Annotated in this window: 14 protein-coding genes; 4 read left to right on the top strand and 10 right to left on the bottom strand. The window is 68.7% G+C overall.

The genetic code is table 11. The features are described 5' to 3' along the window. Positions 1-62: 62 nt before the first annotated feature. Genes gatB through gatC form a run of 3 tightly spaced genes read right to left on the bottom strand, consistent with a single transcriptional unit; the run spans position 63 to position 3,396 of the window. Positions 63-1,580 (bottom strand): Asp-tRNA(Asn)/Glu-tRNA(Gln) amidotransferase subunit GatB, encoded by a 1,518-nt coding sequence (gene gatB, locus PIR02_15760; GenBank protein WZH36205.1) that lies wholly within the window; start codon positions 1,578-1,580, stop codon positions 63-65. Then, positions 1,580-3,100: an Asp-tRNA(Asn)/Glu-tRNA(Gln) amidotransferase subunit GatA gene (gene gatA, locus PIR02_15755; GenBank protein ID WZH36204.1), complete on the bottom strand. Its 1,521-nt coding sequence runs from the start codon at positions 3,098-3,100 to the stop codon at positions 1,580-1,582. The genes gatB and gatA overlap by 1 nt, the downstream gene beginning before the upstream one ends. After that, entirely contained in the window at positions 3,097-3,396 is a 300-nt protein-coding gene (gene gatC / locus PIR02_15750) for an Asp-tRNA(Asn)/Glu-tRNA(Gln) amidotransferase subunit GatC (GenBank protein ID WZH36203.1), read from the bottom strand. Before gatC ends, gatA begins: the two co-directional genes overlap by 4 nt. A 178-nt stretch (positions 3,397-3,574) precedes the next feature. Between gatC and PIR02_15745 the strand changes: the two genes are divergently transcribed. After that, positions 3,575-5,254, top strand: a complete 1,680-nt coding sequence (locus tag PIR02_15745; GenBank protein ID WZH36202.1) for a long-chain-fatty-acid--CoA ligase — start codon at positions 3,575-3,577, stop codon at positions 5,252-5,254. Positions 5,255-5,359: 105 nt separating this feature from the next. Here the strand turns inward: PIR02_15745 and ligA are convergent, their stop codons facing one another. The 5 genes from ligA to PIR02_15720 form a co-directional block, all read right to left on the bottom strand. Then, the gene (gene ligA / locus PIR02_15740; GenBank protein WZH36201.1) at positions 5,360-7,777 is read right to left on the bottom strand and encodes an NAD-dependent DNA ligase LigA; all 2,418 of its coding nucleotides are present in this window, start codon (positions 7,775-7,777) and stop codon (positions 5,360-5,362) included. A gap of 73 nt (positions 7,778-7,850) precedes the next feature. Then, on the bottom strand, positions 7,851-8,717 hold the full coding sequence (locus tag PIR02_15735; protein ID WZH36200.1) for a sigma-70 family RNA polymerase sigma factor: 867 nt from the start codon (positions 8,715-8,717) through the stop codon (positions 7,851-7,853). Between the two features lie 35 nt (positions 8,718-8,752). Next, positions 8,753-9,211: a carboxymuconolactone decarboxylase family protein gene (locus PIR02_15730; protein WZH36199.1), complete on the bottom strand. Its 459-nt coding sequence runs from the start codon at positions 9,209-9,211 to the stop codon at positions 8,753-8,755. 80 nt (positions 9,212-9,291) lie between these two features. Continuing rightward, a complete protein-coding gene (mnmA, locus tag PIR02_15725; protein WZH36198.1) occupies positions 9,292-10,389 on the bottom strand; it encodes a tRNA 2-thiouridine(34) synthase MnmA in 1,098 nt (365 codons plus the stop codon). A gap of 9 nt (positions 10,390-10,398) precedes the next feature. After that, complete coding sequence (locus tag PIR02_15720; protein WZH36197.1) at positions 10,399-11,583, bottom strand: cysteine desulfurase family protein; 1,185 nt, start codon at positions 11,581-11,583, stop codon at positions 10,399-10,401. A 48-nt stretch (positions 11,584-11,631) separates the two neighbouring features. Between PIR02_15720 and glgX the strand changes: the two genes are divergently transcribed. From glgX to glgB, 3 genes are all read left to right on the top strand, one after another. After that, on the top strand, positions 11,632-13,713 hold the full coding sequence (gene glgX / locus PIR02_15715; protein ID WZH36196.1) for a glycogen debranching protein GlgX: 2,082 nt from the start codon (positions 11,632-11,634) through the stop codon (positions 13,711-13,713). A gap of 68 nt (positions 13,714-13,781) precedes the next feature. Then, a complete protein-coding gene (locus PIR02_15710; GenBank protein WZH36195.1) occupies positions 13,782-15,866 on the top strand; it encodes a DUF3416 domain-containing protein in 2,085 nt (694 codons plus the stop codon). Then, on the top strand, positions 15,863-18,004 hold the full coding sequence (gene glgB / locus PIR02_15705; protein ID WZH36194.1) for a 1,4-alpha-glucan branching protein GlgB: 2,142 nt from the start codon (positions 15,863-15,865) through the stop codon (positions 18,002-18,004). Before PIR02_15710 ends, glgB begins: the two co-directional genes overlap by 4 nt. Before the next feature lie 73 nt (positions 18,005-18,077). On the opposite strand, the gene PIR02_15700 is transcribed toward glgB, so the two are convergent. Both PIR02_15700 and PIR02_15695 read right to left on the bottom strand, forming a co-directional pair. Beyond that, a complete protein-coding gene (locus PIR02_15700) occupies positions 18,078-19,025 on the bottom strand; it encodes a tetratricopeptide repeat protein (GenBank protein ID WZH36193.1) in 948 nt (315 codons plus the stop codon). Continuing rightward, positions 19,022-20,875: a glycosyl transferase gene (locus PIR02_15695; protein WZH36192.1), complete on the bottom strand. Its 1,854-nt coding sequence runs from the start codon at positions 20,873-20,875 to the stop codon at positions 19,022-19,024. The genes PIR02_15700 and PIR02_15695 overlap by 4 nt, the downstream gene beginning before the upstream one ends. Positions 20,876-20,913: the final 38 nt, after the last annotated feature.

Here is a 20,913-nt window from a genome sequence, read left to right as displayed (position 1 = left end):
GGAGGAAGACGGATGCCACGCCCCCGTCGCTGCTGCGACGAAGGGGCGTGGCATCCGGTGTCCTACTGGGCGGCGGCCCGCTCCAGGACGAGTTCGCGCACGCGGGCGGCGTCGGCCTGGCCCTTCATCGCCTTCATCACCGCTCCAATGACCGCGCCGGCAGCTTGGACCTTGCCGTCGCGGATCTTCGCGAGCACGTCGGGCTGTGCGGCGAGGGCCTCGTCGATTGCCGCGATGAGAGCGCCGTCGTCGGACACGACCGCGAGACCGCGGGCGTCCACGACCTCCTGCGGCGTCCCCTCGCCGGCGATGACGCCCTCGAGCACCTGACGCGCGAGCTTGTCGGTGAGGGAGCCGGCATCCACCAACTCCTGCAGCGCGGCAACGTTCGCGGGCGAGACGAGATCGGCGGCGTCGCGCTCCTGCGCGTTCGCGACGCGGGTGATCTCGCCCGTCCACCACTTGCGAGCCGCGGCCGGAGCGGCGCCCGCGGCGATCGTCTCGGCCACCGCGTCGAGCAGACCGCCGTTGGCGACGTCCTGGAACTCGAGATCGGTGAAGCCCCACTCGGCCTTCAGTCGGCGGCGGCGCGCGGCGGGCGGCTCGGGGAGCGCAACCCGGAGCTCCTCGATCAGCTCGGGCGCGGGCACGACCGGCAGCAGGTCGGGCTCCGGGAAGTAGCGGTAGTCGTCGGCATCCGACTTCGGGCGCCCGGGTGACGTCCGCCCGGTGTCTTCGTGCCAGTGGCGCGTCTCCTGCGTGATCGTGCCGCCCTTTGCCAGGATCGCTGCCTGGCGCTGGATCTCGTACCGCACCGCGCGCTCGACCGAGCGCATCGAGTTGACGTTCTTGGTCTCGGTGCGCGTGCCCAGCTTCTCCTGGCCGCGGGGGCGCAGCGAGACGTTGGCGTCGCAGCGGAGGTTGCCGCGCTCGAGCCGGGCCTCCGAGATGCCGAGGCCGCGCACGATGTCGCGGATCGTCGCCACGTAGGCCTTCGCGAGGGCCGGGGCCGAGTGCTCGGCGCCGAAGATCGGTTTGGTGACGATCTCGACCAGCGGCACGCCGGCGCGGTTGTAGTCGACCAGCGAGTACTCGGCGCCCTGGATGCGACCGGTCGCACCGCCCATGTGGGTGAGCTTGCCGGCGTCTTCCTCCATGTGCGCGCGCTCGATCGGCACCGTGACGATCGTGCCGTCCTCGAGCTCGACCTCCACGGAGCCCTCGAAAGCGATCGGCTCGTCGTACTGGGAGATCTGGTAGTTCTTGCCCAGGTCGGGGTAGAAGTAGTTCTTCCGCGCGAACCGGCTCGACGGCGCGATCGAGCAGCCGAGGGCGAGGCCCAGGCTGATCGCGGAGCGGATCGCCTCGGCGTTCACGACCGGAAGGGCACCCGGGAGCCCCATGTCGACCGGGGCGACGAGCGTGTTCGGCTCCGCTCCGTGGTTCGCCTCGTTCGCCGGGTTGGGGGCCGAGGAGAACATCTTGGTCGCGGTGTTCAGTTCGACGTGGACCTCGAAGCCGAGGACGGGTTCGAACAGCTCGAGCGCCTCGTCGAAGTCCATCAGCGCATCTTTCGCCATCAGAGCGACGCTCCGTTCGTGAGGGAGGGGGCCTTGTTCAGCAGCGGTCCGCCCCACTGATCGACCAGCAGCGCTTCGAGCGCGGCACCGACGCGGTACAGCCGGGCGTCTTCGCGGGCGGGAGCGAGGAACTGGATGCCGACGGGCAGGCCGTCTTCGGCGGCGAGACCGCTCGGCACCGAGATACCGGGGACGCCCGCGAGGTTCGCGGGGATCGTGGTCACGTCGTTCAGGTACATCTGCAGCGGGTCGTCGATCTTCTCGCCGAGGCGGAAGGCCGTCGTCGGGGCGGAAGGCGTCGCGATGACGTCGACCTGACCGAAGGCCGCGTCGAAATCCTGCTGGATGAGCGTGCGGACCTTCTGCGCGCTGCCGTAGTAGGCGTCGTAGTAGCCGGCCGACAGGGCGTAGGTGCCGAGGATGATGCGGCGCTTGACCTCGGGACCGAAGCCCGCGTCGCGCGTGGCGGCCATGACGTTCTCGACGGTCGGCGTGCCCTGCGGGGTGACGCGGAGCCCGAAGCGCACGGAGTCGAACTTGGCCAGGTTGCTCGACGCTTCCGCGGGAAGAATCAGGTAATAGGCCGCGACGCCGTACTCGAAGTGCGGAGCGCTGATCTCGATGATCTCGGCGCCGTGCCCCTCCATGGTGGAGAGAGCGGCACGGAACGATGCGGAGACACCCTTCTGGAAGCCGCGATCGTCGAGCTCGCGGATCACGCCGACCCTGAGGCCCTTCAGAACCTGGCCGGTCGCGCCCTCGCGGGCGGCGGCGGCGAACGACGGCCACGCGTCGGACAAGGAGGTGGAGTCGTTCGCGTCGTATCCGCCGATCACATCGTGCAGGAGTCCTGCGTCGAGCACCGTGCGCGTGACCGGGCCGACCTGATCGAGGCTGGATGCCAGCGCGATCGCGCCGTACCGGCTGACGCCGCCGTACGTCGGCTTCACACCGACCGTGCCGGTGACGTGCGCGGGTTGACGGATCGAGCCACCGGTGTCTGAGCCGAGGGCCAGCGGCGCCTCGAAGGCGGCGACGGCCGCGGCGGAGCCACCACCCGACCCGCCGGGGATGCGGTCGAGGTCCCACGGGTTGTGCGTGGGACCGTATGCCGAGAACTCGGTCGAGGATCCCATGGCGAACTCGTCCATGTTCGTCTTGCCGAGCGGCACGAGATCCGCGGCGCGCGAGCGCGCGACGACCGTCGCGTCGTAGGGCGACAGGTACCCCTCGAGGATCTTCGATCCGCTGGTGGAGGGCATGTCGGTCGTGACGAGCACGTCCTTGACGGCGAGAGGAACACCCGCGAGCTCGTGCAGCTGCTCACCGGCGGCACGACGGCGGTCGACGTCGGCCGCCACCTCGAGGGCGTGGTCGCTCACATGGAGGAAGGCGTGCACAGCGCCGTCGACGGCGGCGATGCGGTCGAGGTGCGCCTGAGTGGCCTCGACGCTCGACACATCTTTCGCCCTCAGTGCGGCGGACAAGTCGGCCGCGGTCAGACGGGTGAGGTCGCTCACTGTTCCTCCCCCAGGATCGCGGTGACACGGAACCGGCCGTCAGCCTGGTCGGGGGCGTTCTGCAGCACCTGCTCACGCGTGAGCTGCTGTTGCACCACGTCGGGACGGAAGACGTTCTCGAGCGGGATCGGGTGGCTCGTCGCGACGACGTCGGGAGTCGCCACCTCGGACACCTTCGCGATGTTGTCGACGATGGCATCCAGTTGGCCGGTGAGGCTCTGGATCTCCTCGTCGCTCAACTGGATCCGGGCGAGCACACCGAGATGGCGCACGAGATCAGGAGTGATTTCAGACACCCCCTGATCCTAGTTCGCGTCGGGTCGGCGCCGTGTCGCGTGTGGACGTCCGACCCTGCGGGGAACGAGGACTCCAAGAGTTCCCGGCATGCCGGACGCCACTTCCTTCGCTCCCCCACCCGGAGGCGGTTGGGGACAAAGCCCCCAGCCGTTCCGGCACGCGCCCTAGGCTGGCCGGGTGACCAGCTTCGTTCCACCCCGTCCCTGGACCCACAGCTACGCCGCCGGTGTCCCCGAAGACCTGGAACCCCAAAGCGGTTCCCTGGTCGACATCGTCGACGCCTCATCCCGTGACTATCCCGACGCACCGGCCCTGCAGTTCTTCGGCCGCGAGACGACCTACGCCGAGATGTCGGCCCAGATCGCTCGCGTCGCGGGCGCCCTCTCCGCGCACGGCGTGCGCGCCGGAGACCCGGTCGCGATCGTGCTGCCGAACTGCCCCCAGCACATCGTCGCGTTCTACGCCGTCCTTCGCCTCGGCGCCGTCGTCGTGGAGCACAACCCCCTCTACACTCCCCGCGAGTTGCGAAAGCAATTCGAAGACCACGGAGCGAAGCACGCGATCGTCTGGAGCAAGGTCGTCCGGACGGTTCAGGAGTTCCCCGCCGATCTCCGCGTGTCGACTCTCGTATCCGTCGATGTCACCGAGGCGATGCCCCTCCGCACACGCGTGGCACTGCGACTGCCGATCGCGAAGGCGCGCGAGGCCCGAGCCGCCCTGACCGAGAAGACCCCGGATGCCACCACCTGGGCAGAGCTCGTTCGCCACGCGCCGCTGGCGGAGTCGCATCCTCGACCGACGTCGGACGATCTGGCCATCATCCAGTACACGAGCGGAACGACCGGAACCCCGAAGGGTGCCATGTTGACGCACGCGAACCTTCTGGCCAACGCTGCGCAGGCGCGCGCGTGGGTGCCGCAGATCGTGCGCGGCGAAGGGTGCGTGGTCTATGCGGTGCTGCCCATGTTCCACGCGTACGGGCTGACCCTCTGCCTCACCTTCGCGATGTCGATGGGGGCACGCCTCGTGTTGTTCCCGAAGTTCGACCCCGACCTGGTGCTGGCCGTGACGAAGAAGCATCCGGCGACGTTCCTGCCGCTGGTGCCGCCCATCGCTGAACGTCTGCTGGCGGCCGCCGAGGCCAAGGGCGTGTCTTTGGCGGGGACCGATGTAGCGATCTCGGGCGCGATGGCCTTGCCGCACGACCTCGTTGTGCCCTTCGAGAAGGCCACGGGCGGATACCTGGTGGAGGGCTACGGATTGAGCGAATGCTCCCCCGTGCTGATGGCCAACCCGGTCGCTGACAACCGTGTAGCCGGAACCGTCGGCCTCCCGCTCCCGGGCACGGAGTGCCGGGTCGTCGACCCCGACGACCCGCAGGTCGACGTCGAACGCGGCGAACTCCTCGTCCGGGGTCCGCAGGTCTTCTCCGGCTACTACGGCAAACCCGAAGCCACGGCCGAGGTGTTCGCCGACGGATGGTTCCGCACGGGAGACATCGTCACGATCGATGAGGCCGGATTCGTCCGGATCGTCGATCGCATCAAAGAGCTCATCATCACCGGCGGCTTCAACGTCGCTCCGACCGAGGTGGAGAACGTCCTGCGACAGCATCCGTCGGTGTCCGATGTGGCTGTCGTCGGACTGCCGAGCGCACACTCGGGCGAGGAGGTCGTCGCGGCCGTGGTCCCCGCGACACCCGGTGCCATCGACGTCGAGGCGGTGCGGGCGTTCGCTCGCGGGATCCTCACGCCGTACAAGGTCCCGCGCCGCATCGTCATCGTGGACGAGCTCCCGAAGTCGCTCATCGGCAAGGTCCTGCGACGGCAGGTGCGTGACAAGCTGCTCGCCGACTGAACGCGCTCTTCTCGCGACCGGAGCGCCGCGAGAATCGGATCGCCTTCGGCGAGGCCGCCTCGGCTCACCCCCTCGACTCGCTCGTGCGATCCCCATGAACACCTTCTAGGAATCGCCCTCGTCGTCCTCTTCATCGCCCGTGGTACCCGCGTCGAGAGCACCGGGACCCCGCTCGACGAGGATGCGAAACTGCGCGGCATCGAGGATGCGAAGCCCGAGTTCCTCGGCCTTCGCGAGCTTCGAGCCCGCGCCCGGCCCTGCGGCGACGAAGTCGGTCTTCTTCGACACGCTCGACGCGGCCTTCCCTCCCGCGGCGAGGATGGCCTCTTGCGCCCCTTCGCGTGAGTAGCCCTCGAGCGAGCCCGTGGCCACGACCGTGAGTCCCGCGAGAACGCCGCCGGCGGTGGCCGCCGCCCCCGGGCCGGGATGCCCGGGAATGGCGAATCGCACGCCTGCGGTCGCCCATCGGTCGACGATCTCGCGGTGCCAGTCCACCTCGAACCAATCGATGACCGCGTCGGCGATGATTCCGCCGACACCCTCGACCGCCGCGAGCTCTTCGCGTGACGCTGCGCGGATGGCATCCAGAGATCCGAACCACTGCGCGAGCGCTCGAGCCGCGACCGGTCCCACGTGACGGATGTTCAGCGACACCAGGAGGCGCCACAGATCTTTCGTCTTCGCCTTGTCGAGCTCGATCATCAGCTTCGTCGCCTGCTCGGAGGGAAGCACCTCCCGGTGGTCCTTCCGGATCCCACGGCGTCGACGCTCCGCCGGATCGAGATCCTCCGTGCCCGGCGGGTAGGACGCGGGGCCGAGCTTCTGGAACGGTGCGCGTCTCACGAGCTCCCCCGTGTCGGGATCGACCTTGCGCTCGCCCGTCTCGGAGTCACGGACCACCACCTCGATGGGAACCAACTGCTCGATCGTGAGATCGAAGAGTCCCGCCTCGGTGTCCAGGGGCGCCCGTTCGGGAACCTCGGGCTGCGTCAGCGCGGCCGCGGTGACCTCACCGAGCGCCTCGATGTCGAGGGCGCCGCGCGACCCGATGTGTTCCACGCGTCCACGCACCTGCGCGGGACACGATCGGGCATTGGGGCACCGAAGATCGATGTCGCCCTCCTTCGCGGGGCGAAGAGGGGTGCCGCACTCGGGGCAGTCGGCCGGCATGACGAACGCGCGCTCCGTCCCGTCGCGGAGCTCGACCACCGGACCGAGCACCTCGGGAATGACGTCACCCGCCTTGCGCAGCACGACGGTGTCGCCGATCAGCACGCCTTTGACCTTCACGACGTCTTGATTGTGGAGGGTGGCCTGGCGAACGACACTGCCGGCGACCCTCGCCGGTTCCATCACGGCGAACGGCGTCGCGCGCCCCGTGCGCCCCACGGAGACCACGATGTCGAGCAGCTTCGTGTTCACCTGCTCGGGTGGGTATTTGTACGCGATCGCCCATCGAGGGGCGCGACTTGTCGCCCCCAGTTCGTCGTGCAGCGCCAGCTCGTCGACTTTGACGACCACACCATCGATCTCGTGCTCGACGTCGTGCCGGTGTTCGCCGTAGTGCGAGACGAAGCCCAGGACCCCGTCGATCGTCGATTCGACGCGGCTGTAGGGAGACGTGGGCAACCCCCACGAGGCCAACAGCTCATAGATCTCGCTCTGCGCGGCAACCGGCGGATCGGGCCATGCGCCGATGCCGTGCACGTACAGCGAGAGCGACTCGAGGCGCGCGAGGCCGGCCTCGAGCTCGAGTCCGGACTTCTTCTCGATCTGCTGCCGCAGCCCGCCACTCGCGGCGTTACGCGGGTTCGCGAAGGCCGGGAACCGGCGCGCGGCCGCTTGCTCGGCCTTCTCCTCATCGAACGAGCGGCTGCTGCGGCGTCCCGCCGCACGTTCCCGCGCCTCCGCGACCGCCCGTTCGCGATACTCGCCCTGGAGGCGATTGAGGTTCTCGAACTTCGCGACGGGAATGAACACCTCGCCGCGGACCTCGACGAGCCGCGGGTGCCCGTCTCCCGCGAGCTCGCGCGGCACACCGGCGAGACGGAGGGCGTTGTCGGTGACGATCTCGCCGACGCGGCCGTCGCCGCGGGTCGCCGCCGACGTGAGGACCCCGTTCTCGTAGCGGAGGCTGATCGCGAGTCCGTCGATCTTCAGCTCGCTCAGCCAGTGCACTTTTCTGCCGGCGGCCGCTTCGGTCTTGACTGCCCAGTCACGCAGTTCTTCCGGGGAGAAGACGTTGTCGAGACTGAGCATCCGTTCGGCGTGCTCGATCGTGGCGAGGTCGGTCGCCTCCGCCGCTCCGACGGACTGGGTGGGGCTGTCCTGCCCCTGCAACTCCGGATGCATGCGCTCCAGGGCCTCGAGGCGATGCATCCAGCCGTCGTAGGTCGCGTCGTCGACGAGCTCGGCGTCGCGCCCGTAGTACGCGTCGCGGGCCTCGGTGATGCGCTCGGTCAGCGTCGCGACTTCGGCGCGCGCGTCATCGAGGGAAAGGGAGGAGGGATCGTGCTCAGCCACCCGCCAATCATAGGAATGACCACCGACATCGGCGCGGGGGTTGTCGTGGACGACGCCGTCGCTGAGCCCGTGATCACCACGCTCGCGTGAGCTTGGCGGGATTGGACACGCGACGGATGCCGCACACCCGCTCGTCGCGCCACTCGAAAGCGATCACGTCGGCCAGGCCGTAGGTCGACAACGAGAGGGCGATCTCCCCGTTCACCTCGACGGCACGGGCCGATATCGGCTCGGCCTGCGTCGCCGCCTTCTGCAGCACTCCCGCGAAGAACCGGGCGATGTGTGTGGCCCCGAAGATCGGATTGAGCGCACTCTTCACGACACCGCCGCCGTCGGCCCAGAGCACGGCATCGTCGGTCAGCAGCTCCGTCACCCGCGCGATGTCGCCGTTCTCGACCGCGCGGACGAGACGGTCGACGATCGCCGCTGCGGCCGCTCGGGTCGGGAGCGCCTCTCGCGGCTGCAGGCGCCGCTCGCCGCGAGAGATGAGCTGCCGAACCGATGCGGGCGACCGGTCCAGGACGGGAGCGATCTCGACCGCCGTCATGCCGAAGGCACGATGCAGCACGATGGCCGCTCGTGTGTGCGGGTCGAGCTGCTCCGCCAGGTGCAGCATCGCGATCGAGAGGAGCTCGCGGCCGGAGGCGATCTCGTCGGGGAGCCGATCCGTGGCCACCGGCTCGGGAAGCCACGGGCCGGGATACTCTTCACGGCTCGCCTGCAGTCGCCGTAGCCGGTCGATGCACCGGCGCACGCACACGGTGGTCAACCACGCCTCCCACGAGCGCACCTCGACACCCGAGGCTTCCTCACGGAGTGCCTCGATGGCGACGTCCGACACCACGTCCTCCGCCTCGCCGAAATCCCCGAGCATGCGATAACCGAGCCCCACGAGCCGGTCCCGCTCTCGGCTCCAGGCCAGACCAGCGGGCGTCGTCACCCCTCCGACGCTACCCGTCCGCCCCGTCGGTGCCCTCACGCCGCGGGATGCGCGTCGTCTACGGGCGGCGTCATCCCTGTCGCCAGCGCGATCCGGTTCCAGACGTTGATCGTCGCGATCGCCAGCACGATCGACCCCAATTCCTTCTCGGAGAAGAACGACGCCGCCCGCTCCCACACGGCGTCGGTCACCGACTCGGGTCCCACTCGTGTGATCGCGTCGGTGAGGGCGAGCGCCGCGCGCTGTCGATCGTCGAGGAGATCGCCGGCGTGCTGCCAGGCCGACACCGCGTGCAGCGTGCGATGTGGAACGCCTCGACGGGCCGCATCCGTCGCGTGCATGTCGACACAGAATCCGCAGCCGTTCACGATCGACGCACGCAACTTGATGAGTTCGTACAGTGTTCGATCGACGTGGGTCCGCGAGTAGGCCTCCAAGCCCAGCACTGCGGCGTAGCCGGTTCGGTTGGTGCGGGACAGATCGATCCTGCGCATGTCGTTCTCCTCGAGTCGGTGACGAGGCGGAGATCGCCTCTCACCGGGTTGTCGAGAGGGGAGAACGATGTGTGACGAGATCAGACGTCGACCGGAACCGCCGACACCGTCTGGTCGATCGTGAACTGACCGATCACGCGCGTGCCGTCGTAGAGCACGGCGGTCTGGCCGGGGGCCACACCGTCGAACGGCGTCTCAGGACGCACCGTCAACACCCCGTCCTCGAGAGCGGCGAAAGCCGGCACCGGATCAGCGTGGGCACGGATCTGCACGTCGCACGCGAACGATTCCCGCGACGGGGCGCGTCCGGCCCAGGTGAACCTCTCGCCCGCGATCTCGGCGCACGCGAGGGCCTCTTTGGGGCCGACGACGACGGTGTTGCTGACGGGGCGTACCTCGAGCACGAATCGCGGCTTGCCGTCCGACGCCGGCACACCCAGCTGGAGCCCTCGGCGCTGGCCGACGGTGAAGGCGTGAGCGCCCTCGTGCGTGCCGACCACCGCTCCGGTTCGGTCGAGGATCTCGCCCTTCTCGGCGCCGACCTTGTCGGCGAGCCAACCGCGGGTGTCCCCGTCGGGGATGAAGCAGATGTCGTGGCTGTCGGGCTTCTGGGCGACGGTCAGTCCGCGCTCCTCGGCCTCGGCCCGAACGAGCGCCTTCGACGGCGTCGACCCGAGCGGGAAGTAGGTGTGCGCGAGCTGTTCGGCGGTCAGCACGCCGAGGACGTACGACTGATCCTTGGCGTTGTCGGAGGCGCGGTGCAGCTCACGCCCCTCGGCCGTGTCGACCAGCGTGGCGTAATGGCCCGTGCACACCGCGTCGAAACCGAGTTCGATCGCCCGCTCGAGGAGGGCGGCGAACTTGATCTTCTCGTTGCAGCGCATGCACGGGTTCGGGGTGCGCCCCGCGCGGTACTCCGAGACGAAATCATCGATGACGTCGTCGCGGAAGCGCTCCGAGAAGTCCCACACGTAGAACGGCATCCCGAGCTTGTCGGCAGCACGACGGGCATCCATCGCATCCTCGATCGTGCAGCAGCCGCGGCTGCCGGCTCGGAGCGTTCCCCCGGCGCGCGAAAGCGCCAGGTGCACACCCACCACGTCGTGCCCCGCATCGACGGCACGGGCTGCCGCCACCGCGGAGTCGACGCCACCGCTCATCGCCGCCAGAACTCGCATGCATCCAGTCTACGAACGGAGGGCTGAGCGGGTGCCGGATGCCACCGCCCGCGCGTACGCGTCCGGCAGTCGGGCGAGCACGGTGTCGACGTCGTCCGGTGTCGAGGTACGTCCGAGGGTGAACCGCAGGACCGACCTCGCAGCGCGTTCGTCGAGCCCGAGCGCGAGAACGACGTGCGAGGGTTCGGCGACGCCGGCCTGGCACGCCGACCCCGTGGACACCGCGATACCGGCCATGTCGAGGAGGAAGAGCATCGTCTCGCCGGCGGCATCCGGGAACAGGATGTGGGCGTTGCCGGGAAGACGACCGGTGGGGTCGCCCAGGAGCCGGGCCTCGGGGATCTGGGCCCGGATCCCGCTCACCAGGCGCTCCCGCAGGGTGTGGAGCCGGTCGTACTCCCGCTCGCGTTCCCCCTCGGCGGCGGTGGCGGCGGCGGCGAACGCGGCGGCACCGGCCACGTCCTGGGTCCCCGCACGCAGACCGCGTTGTTGACCTCCGCCGTGCACGAGCGGAGCCAGCTGCGCGTGGCGCGAGATGACGGCCGCGCCGACACCGACGGGTCCACCGACCTTGTGTGCCGACACCGAGAGCGCGACCAGTCCGCCGCTGCCGTTCCCCGGTCCGCGCCAGCCCGCGAAGTCGACCGGCACCGTCCCGAACGCCGACACCGCGTCCAGGTGCAGGGGAACACCCGCGCGAGACGCCGACGACGCGAGCACAGAGGCATCCTGGAGAGTTCCGACCTCGTTGTTGGCCACGAGCGCGGTCGCCAGTGCCGCGCCGGGGAGCGCGGCGGCGAAGGAATCGACCTGGATATGCCCGAGCCCGTCGAGCGCGACCGGCCGGACGACGGCGCCCTCGGCGGACGCCAGCCAGGACACGACATCGAGGGTGGCGTGATGCTCGCCGTCAGGCAGGACCACGGACTGCGCGCCCTCGGGGCGTGCCCACCACAGTCCTTTCAGCCCGAGGTTGGCCGCCTCCGTCCCGCCCGAGGTGAACACGATCTCGATCGGCTGGCAGTGCAGAACGCGGGCGAGCTCGTCGCGCGCATCTTCGAGAAGACGCCGCGCGGCCTGCCCCGCGCCGTGGATGGACGAGGGATTCCCCAACACGTCATGCGCGGCCAGCCATGCGTCGCGCGCTTCTGCGCGCAACGGCGTGGTCGCTGCGTGATCGAGGTAGACCTGCATCCTGAGCTCCTTCCGCGATCACCGGCCGCCTTCACTACCCTAGATCGCATGGTCCGACCCGAGACTGTCCTTGCCCCAGGCGCCGCTCTGCTCGACAGCGCCTTCGACGACCTCGGGGTGCGGCTCGGCCCTGACGGGGGAACCCTCCGCGTCTGGTCGGGACACGCCGACGCGATGCAGCTCCTGGTGTTCGACGACGTCGACCTCGACTGGGCGACCGAGACCCTGACGATGACCCCGCTCGGCGGCGGTCTCTTCGAAGCCACCACGGCACTGCTTCGACCGGGCGCGCGGTACGCGATCCGCGTGGGAGGCCCGCACGGCCCCGGGAACACGTTCAACCCGCAGAGCCTTCTGATCGAGCCTTACTCGCGCGGACTCGTATCAGGCAACTACGGAGACTGGCGGTCCGTGGTGGTGGAGGGCGGATTCGACTGGGGATCGTCCGCGAAACCCCGCGTCTCGTGGGATCGCACCGTGATCTACGAGGGACACGTGAAGGGCCTGACCAAGCGTCATCCGTATGTTCCCCCGGCCCTGCACGGCACCTACGCGGGACTCGCGCATCCGGCGATGATCGACCACTTCCAGTCGCTGGGCGTCACCAGCATCGAGTTGCTGCCCGTCCACGCCTTCGCGACCGAGCCCCGACTGCTGCAGCTCGGACTCTCGAACTACTGGGGCTACAACTCCCTCAACTTCTTCACGCCGCACGCCGCCTACGCCACCGCGGCCAGTCGTGCCGAAGGACCCGAGGCGGTCCTGCGCGAGTTCAAAGGCATGGTGAAGCTGCTGCACGAGGCCGGCCTCGAGGTGATCCTCGACGTGGTCTACAACCACACCGCGGAAGAGGGCATCGGAGGTCCGCGTACGAGCTTGCGCGGTATCGACAACCGCTCGTACTACCGGCAGACCGATGAGGGCGTGTACATCGATGAGACCGGCTGCGGCAACGCGGTGAACACCTCGACGGATGCCGCGGCGCGCCTCGTGCTCGACTCGTTGCGCTATTGGGCGAACGACGTGCAGATCGACGGGTTCCGGTTCGATCTGGCCGTGACGCTCGGTCGCGACGCGAATCATTCCTTCACCCCCGAGCACCCGTTGCTGCAGGCGATCCGTGACGACGATCATCTTTCGGGGACGAAGCTCATCGCCGAACCGTGGGATGTCGGCATGGGCGGCTGGCAGACGGGCAACTTCGGCGACGGCTGGCAGGAGTGGAACGACCGTTACCGCGATCGTGTGCGCAACTTCTGGCTCAGCGACGTCGACTACGCCCGCCGCGCGGATACGGCTCCCGTGGGGATCGGCGGTTTCGCCACGCGTCTCGCGGGATCGTCCAACACGTTCTCGGAGGAGCGTGGACCTCTCGCGAGCGTCAACTTCGTCACCGCCCACGACGGCTTCACCCTGCGCGACCTCGTGTCCTACGACGTCAAGCACAATCTGGGCAACGGAGAGCAGAACCGCGACGGCGCCGATACCAACCGATCCTTCAACCACGGTGCCGAGGGGCGCACCGACGACGAGCGCGTACTCGCGACGCGGCGCAAGGCGATGCGCAACCTCATGGGCACCCTGCTCCTCTCGGCGGGGGTGCCGATGATCACGGCCGGCGACGAGATGGGACGGACGCAGCGCGGAAACAACAACGCGTACTGCCACGACTCCGCCCTGACCTGGCTGTCGTGGGACCTCGCGCCCTGGCAGAGCGATCTGTTCGCCCATACGCAACGGCTCCTGCACCTGCGACGTGAGAATCCCGCGCTGCGCCCGAGGCGCTTCGCTCGGGCCGGCGAGAGCATCCCTTCGGCATCCGTCATGGCCTGGTTCGACGAGAACGGCGAGACGATGTCCAGCCAGCGGTGGACCGACCCTTCGCATCGCACGTTGCAATACCTCGCGACGTCGACCCCGGAGGAGGAAGCGCTCAATCGGATCCTCCTGGTCGTCCACGGAGACGAGCGTCCCATCGACGTGACACTCCCCGCGCTCGACGGCGACGTGACCTTCGTCTCGCTGTGGTCCAGTGATGAAGAATCGCCCACGCACCACGTCGCGACGTACTCGCCCGGGGATGTGATCTCCTTCGCGGGTACCTCGATGAGGCTGTTCCGCGTCGAGTAACCCGACCGCCATGTCAAGGCCGGGAGAATGGATGCGGCGAGGTCGGTGGGCCGCGATAGGTTCGGATCGTGGCCACCACGACGACTCTCTCGACCGTACGTCCCTGGCGCAGCGGCGCCTCGATTCCGGAGCGTCCGGTCAAACCGACGCCGACCGCGAAGGGCGTGGTGACCCCGCGCATCCCTCTCGCCCTGCCGCACCCCAGCGTGCCCGGCGGCCGCTTTCGACCCTCTGCGTATGTCGGTGAGGCTGTTCCGTTCACCGTCACCGCCTTCCGCGAGGGCCACGACCGCATCGGTGTGCACGTTCGGCTGTTCTCGCCGTCCTGCGACGAGTCGCTCCACCGTCTCAGCCCGCTGAACGACGGATTCGACCGGTGGTCCACGCTCGTCGCTCCGCTGGAGCAGGGCCTCTGGCGCTTTCGCTTCGAGGCGTTCGCGGACGAGTTCGCGACGTGGGAGCACGCGGCCGAGCTGAAGATCGCCGCGGGCGTCGACGCTCCGCTCATGCGCGAGATGGGCGCTCAGCTGTTCGACCGCGCCCGCGGTGAGAAGAAGCGTCCCAGCACCGACAAAGACGTTCTCTACGACGCGGCGCGGGCCTTGCGCGACCCCGACACGCACGACGACGTCGCGCTCGAGATCGTTCGCAGCCCCGAGATCGCCGCAATGTTCGCGGAACGCCCGATCATGGGACTCGTCTCCGTCGGACGCGAATCCGAGCTGCTCGTCGAGCGCGAACGGGCCGGTGTCGGAGCCTGGTACGAGTTCTTCCCGCGCTCCGAGGGGGCGAGGCATGCCGAAGACGGCAGCATCATCAGCGGAACGTTCCGCACGGCCGTCGACCGGCTTCCGGCCGTGGCTGACATGGGATTCGACGTGCTCTACCTCCCGCCGATCCACCCGATCGGCGAGAGCAACCGGAAGGGACCGAACAACACCCTCGTCACCGCTCCCGGCGACCCCGGATCACCGTGGGCGATCGGTGCCGCCGCGGGCGGTCACGACGCGGTCCACCCCGACCTCGGCACACTCGAGGACTTCCGGAGCTTCGTCCACGCGGCGCGCGACAGCAACATCGAGGTGGCTCTGGACCTCGCGCTGCAGGCCTCCCCCGATCACCCCTGGGTCACCGAACACCCCGAGTGGTTCACCACCCTGCCCGACGGGTCCATCGCTTTCGCCGAGAACCCGCCGAAGAAGTACCAGGACATCTACCCGGTCAACTTCGACAACGACCCCGACGGCATTCGCGCCGAGGTCCTGCGAATCGTGCGGCACTGGATCGCGCAGGGCGTGAAGATCTTCCGCGTCGACAACCCCCACACCAAACCGCTGCAGTTCTGGGAGTGGCTGATCGCCACGATCAGCGCCGAGGAGCCGGATGTCGTGTTCCTCGCCGAGGCCTTCACGCGCCCGGCACCGCTTCAGGGGCTCGCCATGGCGGGCTTCCAGCAGAGCTACACCTACTTCACCTGGCGCAACACCAAGGAAGAGCTCGCGGAGTTCTTCTCCGGTCTCGCACACGAGACGTCCGATTTCCTGAGGCCGAACCTCTTCGTCAACACGCCCGACATCCTCACCGAGTATCTGCAGTTCGGCGGGCGCCCCGCATACAAGATCCGCGCCGCCCTCGCGGCGACCGCGGCGCCCACCTACGGCGTCTATGCGGGGTACGAGCTGTATGAGAATGTGGCCCGCCCCGGCTCGGAAGAGAACATCGACAACGAGAAGTACGAGTACAAGATCCGCGACTGGTCCGGCGCCGAGGCGGCGGGCGACTCCCTCGCGCCGTACCTGCGCCTTCTCAACCGGGTTCGTCGCGATCATCCGGCGCTGCGGCAGCTGCGCAACCTGGACGTGCACTGGAGCGACGACGACGCGATCCTCGTGTACTCCAAGCACCTCGATGCCGCGCTCTCCCCCACGGGCACGAGCGACACGATCATCGTGGTCGCCAACGTCGATCCCCACTCGACGCGCCAGAGCACGGTTCACCTCGACACCACGATCTGGGGCGTCGAGCCCGGCGCCCCCTACGAGGTGGAAGACCTCGTGACGGGCCAGGTCTGGACCTGGGCCGATCACAACTTCGTGCGCCTGGACGCGTTCGACGAACCCGTTCACATCCTGCACGTCAAGGAGATCCGATGAGCCCCCTTCCCCCCGAGCTCCTGGATGCCGTCGCCCACGGCACGCACCACGATCCGCACAGCGTCCTCGGTGCCCACGAGGGCTCGGACGGCTGGGTGATCCGCGTCCGCCGCCCGCTCGCGAAAGACGTCGTCGCCGAGCTCGGCGACGGCACGGCCGCAGTCTTCGCCCACGTCCGCGAAGGGGTGTGGGAAGCGCCCGTCCCCGAGAACCCCGGGGCCTATCGCGTCCGCGTCACGTACGACGACGGAGTCCCGCATTCCGATGATGATGCTTACCGGCACGTGCCGTCGGTGGGCGAACTCGACCTCCACCTCATCGCGGAGGGACGTCACGAGGAGCTGTGGCGCGTCCTGGGCGCGCACGTCCGCGAGCTCGACGGGTCTGTCGGCACCGCGTTCACCGTCTGGGCGCCCAATGCCCGGGCGGTCCGGGTGATCGGCGATTTCAACGGGTGGGACGGACGCGGCAGTTCGATGCGCTCCATGGGCGCCAGCGGCGTCTGGGAGGTCTTCCTCCCGGGCGTGGGCGCGGGCTCCCGCTACAAGTTCGAGATCCTCGCCCGCGGCGGTTTCTGGGTGCAGAAAGCCGACCCGATGGCCCGGCTCGCCGAGGTTCCGCCGGCGACCGCGTCCGTGGTCACGGAGTCGGAGTATGCCTGGGCCGACGACGAGTGGATCGCAGAACGTTCGCGGACGGCTCCTCTCGACCGCCCCATGTCGATCTACGAACTGCACCTGGGCTCCTGGAAGCAGGGGCTTTCCTACCGGGATGCAGCCGATGAGATCATCGACTACGTCGGCGCGCAGGGCTTCACGCACGTGGAGTTCCTGCCTCTCTCGGAGCACCCGTTCGGCGGCTCGTGGGGATACCAGGTGTCGGGCTACTACGCGCCCACCAGTCGCTTCGGAGACCCCGACGATCTGCGGTACCTGATCGATCGCCTTCACCAGGCGGGCATCGGCGTGATCATGGACTGGGTCCCGGGACACTTCCCGAAAGACGACTTCGCCCTCGCCCGTTTCGACGGTGAGGCTCTCTACGAGCACCCCGACCCGAGACGCGGAGAGCACAAGGACTGGGGAACCCTCATCTTCGACTACGGCCGCAACGAGGTGCGCAACTTCCTCGTCGCGAACGCGCTGTACTGGTTCGAGGAGTTCCACGTCGACGGACTGCGCGTGGATGCCGTGGCATCCATGCTCTACCTGGATTACTCCCGCAATGACGGCGAGTGGGCGCCCAACCAATTCGGCGGTCGCGAGAACCTCGAAGCGATCCGCTTCCTTCAGGAGGTGAACGCGACCTCCTACAAGCGCTACCCCGGCATCGCGATGATCGCCGAGGAGTCCACCAGCTTCCCCGGCGTGACCGCCCCCACCTCGCACGCCGGTCTGGGCTTCGGCTTCAAGTGGAACATGGGCTGGATGAACGACTCACTGCAGTACATCGCACGGGACCCGATGTATCGATCGCACCACGAGGGAGAGCTGTCGTTCTCGTTCGTGTACGCCTTCAGTGAGAACTTCATCCTGCCGATCAGCCACGACGAGGTCGTGCACGGAAAGGGCAGTCTCTTCGGCCGGATGCCGGGCGACCACTGGCAGAAGCTCGCCAACATGCGTGCCTTCTTGGCGTACATGTGGGGGCACCCGGGCAAGCAACTCCTGTTCATGGGGCAGGAGTTCGGTCAGATGTCGGAGTGGTCGGAGGGGCGCAGCCTCGACTGGTGGATGCTCGACCAGCCCTCGCATGCCCAGCTGCACGCGTTCGTCGCCGAGCTGAACCGTGTCTACAAGGACCAGGCTCCGCTGTGGTCGCGCGACCACGACGGCGCGGCGTTCTCTCGCTTGGGCTCGCCCGCGTGGAATCCGAACGTGCTGGCCTTCGCGCGACGTGATCACCACGGCAATACCGTCGCCGTGCTGTGCAACTTCTCCGGCGTGCCGCTGACCGACTTCCCGATCGACCTTCCGGAGTCGGGCACCTGGACCGAGGTGCTCAACAGCGACGCCGAGGCGTTCGGCGGGTCGGGTCAAGGGAACTTCGGAGCCGTCACGACCGACCCTCGCGGTTCCGCCGTCGTGACGCTGCCCCCGCTCGGCGTTCTCTGGCTGCAGCACTCCGCAGGCGCCTGACGCGCTTCGCGGTAAGGAGGAAGGCCCCGTCTCGCGACGGGGCCTTCCTCCTTGCCCTGCATCGGCGTGATCGTCAGAACAACAGAGACGCCAGTCGCCCGCGCGCTCGGATGACGCGAGCATCGTCGTCTCCGACGAGTCCGAACAGCTCGAGGAGGCGCTCGCGCACGCGCGGTCGCTCATCCGTCGGCAGTGCCGCGAAGAGGTCAAGCAGGCGACCGAAAGCGTCGTCGACGTGCCCGCCGGCGAGATCGAGGTCGGCGACCAGGAACTGTGCGTCGACGTCTCCCGGCGCCGCGTCCGCCGCCGCCCGCGCCTCCTGCAGATCGGCACCTTGCACACGATCCAGCAGCCGTACCTGGCCGAGCCCTGCGGCCGCCTCGCTGTCGCGGGGGTTCTCCGCGAGTGCGCGCTCGTACGCGGAGATGGCGCGGGGGTAGTCGCCCTCCTCGATCGCGGCGAAGGCCTCGGCGTGCAGCGGCGGCAACGGCGGATCCGACGGTTCGTCGGCATCCGGAGCGCCCTCCCCCACGGGGACTGTGCCTGTCACACCGTGCTGAGCAGCCAGCTGCAGGAGTTGCCCGAACACCTCGCGCACCTGCTGCTCCGGGACCGCGCCCGTGAACAGCGGAACCGGCTGTCCGGCCACCAGAGCAACCACCATCGGAATCGACTGTGCACGGAAGCCCTGAGCCAACTGCGGATTGGCGTCGACGTCGACCTTCGCCAGCACCACGCGGCCCGCGAGCTCGGTGACGACCTTCTCGAGGATGGGGCTGAGCTGCTTGCACGGCCCGCACCATTCGGCCCATAGGTCCACCACGACAGGCACCGTGCGAGAGAGCTCGAGGACATCGCCGAACGTCGCATCGGTCACGTCGAAGACGAGCGGGGTCGCCGACGCCTCTCCCGCCGGAGCGGAGGCGGTGGCCGAGGGGGTCACCGGTGACGTGGGGCGGTTACGCAGCGACGACAGGTCGACAGCGCCGCGCAGGACGGAGCCGGGGGCAGGAGTGCTCACGGGGACACCTTCGCTTCGAGGAGGCTGGATCGGTAACCGAGGAGACGGATCTGGTCGTCCGATCCCTGGCTGGGCACGTAGAAGAAGATCTGGTCGGAGTACGTCGTGGTGAATCCCGTGGCCGACTGGTCGACACCGGTGAGAGCCTTCACCGCGGGATTGTTGTCGAGCTTGATGACGGCATCCGCGTTCGTCGGCTTGGCCGTGTCGCTCTCGTAGACGTTCACCGCGACGATCGCACCGGTGTCCAGCGTCGCCAGGGCGATCGGATCGGCCGGTCCCGCCGAGGCCGAGAAGCTGATCTCCGCCGTGCCCTGCCCGGTCTGGTTCAGCTCGTCGGTGCGCTTGCTCTTGTTGTCCTCGATGGCGGGGAGCAGCAGATCGTTCGCGGTGTCGAACTTCGCCCACGAGGTGCTGTTCTGCCCGTTGTTGATGAGATCGGCGTAGGCGGTCGCGAGCTCGTTCGGCGGCATCACCAGGAACGACGAGTCCGGCGGAACTTGCGTGGCACCGACGTACGGGGCGGCGAGCTCGGGCAGGTTCGTGGAGGCCTCGAGATTGCCGACGTACGACGCGCGGTACTCCGACCACGGGTCGTCCTGCGTCATCATCATGATGGTCGTCGTGGGAGCTGTCGCGTCGTCGGACTCCACGACGGTCATCACCGTACGCGGCCAGGCGTTCGTGGTCTGCGGCAACGTGATCTGGACGGGCTCCGCCGGGATCGCGGGAAGAGTCGGACGGTCGGGGATCGCCGCGCGCAGGGTGTAGTTGGTCTTGCGTTCCGCGAGAGCGGGGCCGGTGAGGCGCGACTCGGCAGCCGTGGCATCCATCGCCGCGTCCGCCTGCGCGACGGTCTCGGAGATGCGGGACACGATCCGCTGCGCCTGCGCCTCGGTCACGGCCGGGGGGAACTGCCCTTCCGGAACGATCACGGTCGCCGACGGACTCGGTGAGTCGGACGGAGCCACCTGCGGCCACGCGTCGGCCGAGCAGCCGGCGAACAGGACCGCGGACACGCCGAGCGCCGGCACAGCGATCAGGGCACGACGGCCGGAACCGAGTGCTCCCCGTCCGCGTCCGTTCGCTCGGCGACGCGGTGACTCGCTGATGACGCCCTTGTCTTCGGATTCGGCGATGGAGATGGGTTCGGTCACGGGAAGCGGGAGGCCCTTGCGACGGGGGCGCCGCGAGCGTCGCACGTGACGGATGCCGAGGATGTACAGCACCAGGCCGATGAGCAGAACGATGCCGCCGCCCACGATGAGGGGACCGGCCCAGGGCGTGGAGTTGTCGACAGGCCACGTGACCGTGATCGTGGACGGCGCCGGCGCGACGCCGTCGGAGGCCACGAGCAGGCTCATGTCGGAGGGGAGCTGAAGGGTGGTCGACAGGGTGCCGGACTGCTCGAACTCGTCGAGCCACAGATCGGAGCCGATCGGTGAACGAGCCCCCGCGGTGGCCGTCGGGGTCGTGGTGTCCGTCCCGTCGCCGGCGGCAGGCGTGTCGCCCGCCGTGGGCGCCACGGTGGGCTCGACGACAGACGTCTGCACCGCTCCCTCGTCGCCCATCGTGACCGAGGTGTACTCGGCGTCTGAGAGCCACGCGCGGACGTCTTCCGAGCGGCCGTAGGACACGAACACGTCGGAAGAGCCCTCGACGCGAAGAGTCTGCGCGCCCGGGAGGCTTCCGAGAACGGCGCCGTCGATCATCGTGTAAGCCGTGGATTGATCGGTCTGGATCACCTGCGACGCCTCGCCGGGACCCTGGAACACGGTGCGCTGGGCGATGCCCGCACCGATCATGACGGCGGCGATGATGAACGCCACCACGGCCCAGACGAATCTCACGCTATGCACCATCCCCAATCGGCGACTCGGGTGGTCGC

It is taken from the genome of Microbacterium enclense (assembly GCA_038182865.1).
Lineage (GTDB): Bacteria > Actinomycetota > Actinomycetes > Actinomycetales > Microbacteriaceae > Microbacterium > Microbacterium enclense_B.
Note: the sequence above shows the minus strand (reverse complement) of the source record. Positions and strands in the feature narration are given on the sequence as shown.

What these genes read in the sequence shown, in the direction of transcription:
- glgX (WZH36196.1), top strand. Translation starts at nt 11,632, where the DNA reads ATGGTCCGACCCGAGACTGTCCTTGCCCCAGGCGCCGCTCTGCTCGAC.
- gatB (WZH36205.1), bottom strand. Translation starts at nt 1,580, where the DNA reads ATGGCGAAAGATGCGCTGATGGACTTCGACGAGGCGCTCGAGCTGTTC.
- mnmA (WZH36198.1), bottom strand. Translation starts at nt 10,389, where the DNA reads ATGCGAGTTCTGGCGGCGATGAGCGGTGGCGTCGACTCCGCGGTGGCG.
- PIR02_15730 (WZH36199.1), bottom strand. Translation starts at nt 9,211, where the DNA reads ATGCGCAGGATCGATCTGTCCCGCACCAACCGAACCGGCTACGCCGCA.
- glgB (WZH36194.1), top strand. Translation starts at nt 15,863, where the DNA reads ATGAGCCCCCTTCCCCCCGAGCTCCTGGATGCCGTCGCCCACGGCACG.
- PIR02_15720 (WZH36197.1), bottom strand. Translation starts at nt 11,583, where the DNA reads ATGCAGGTCTACCTCGATCACGCAGCGACCACGCCGTTGCGCGCAGAA.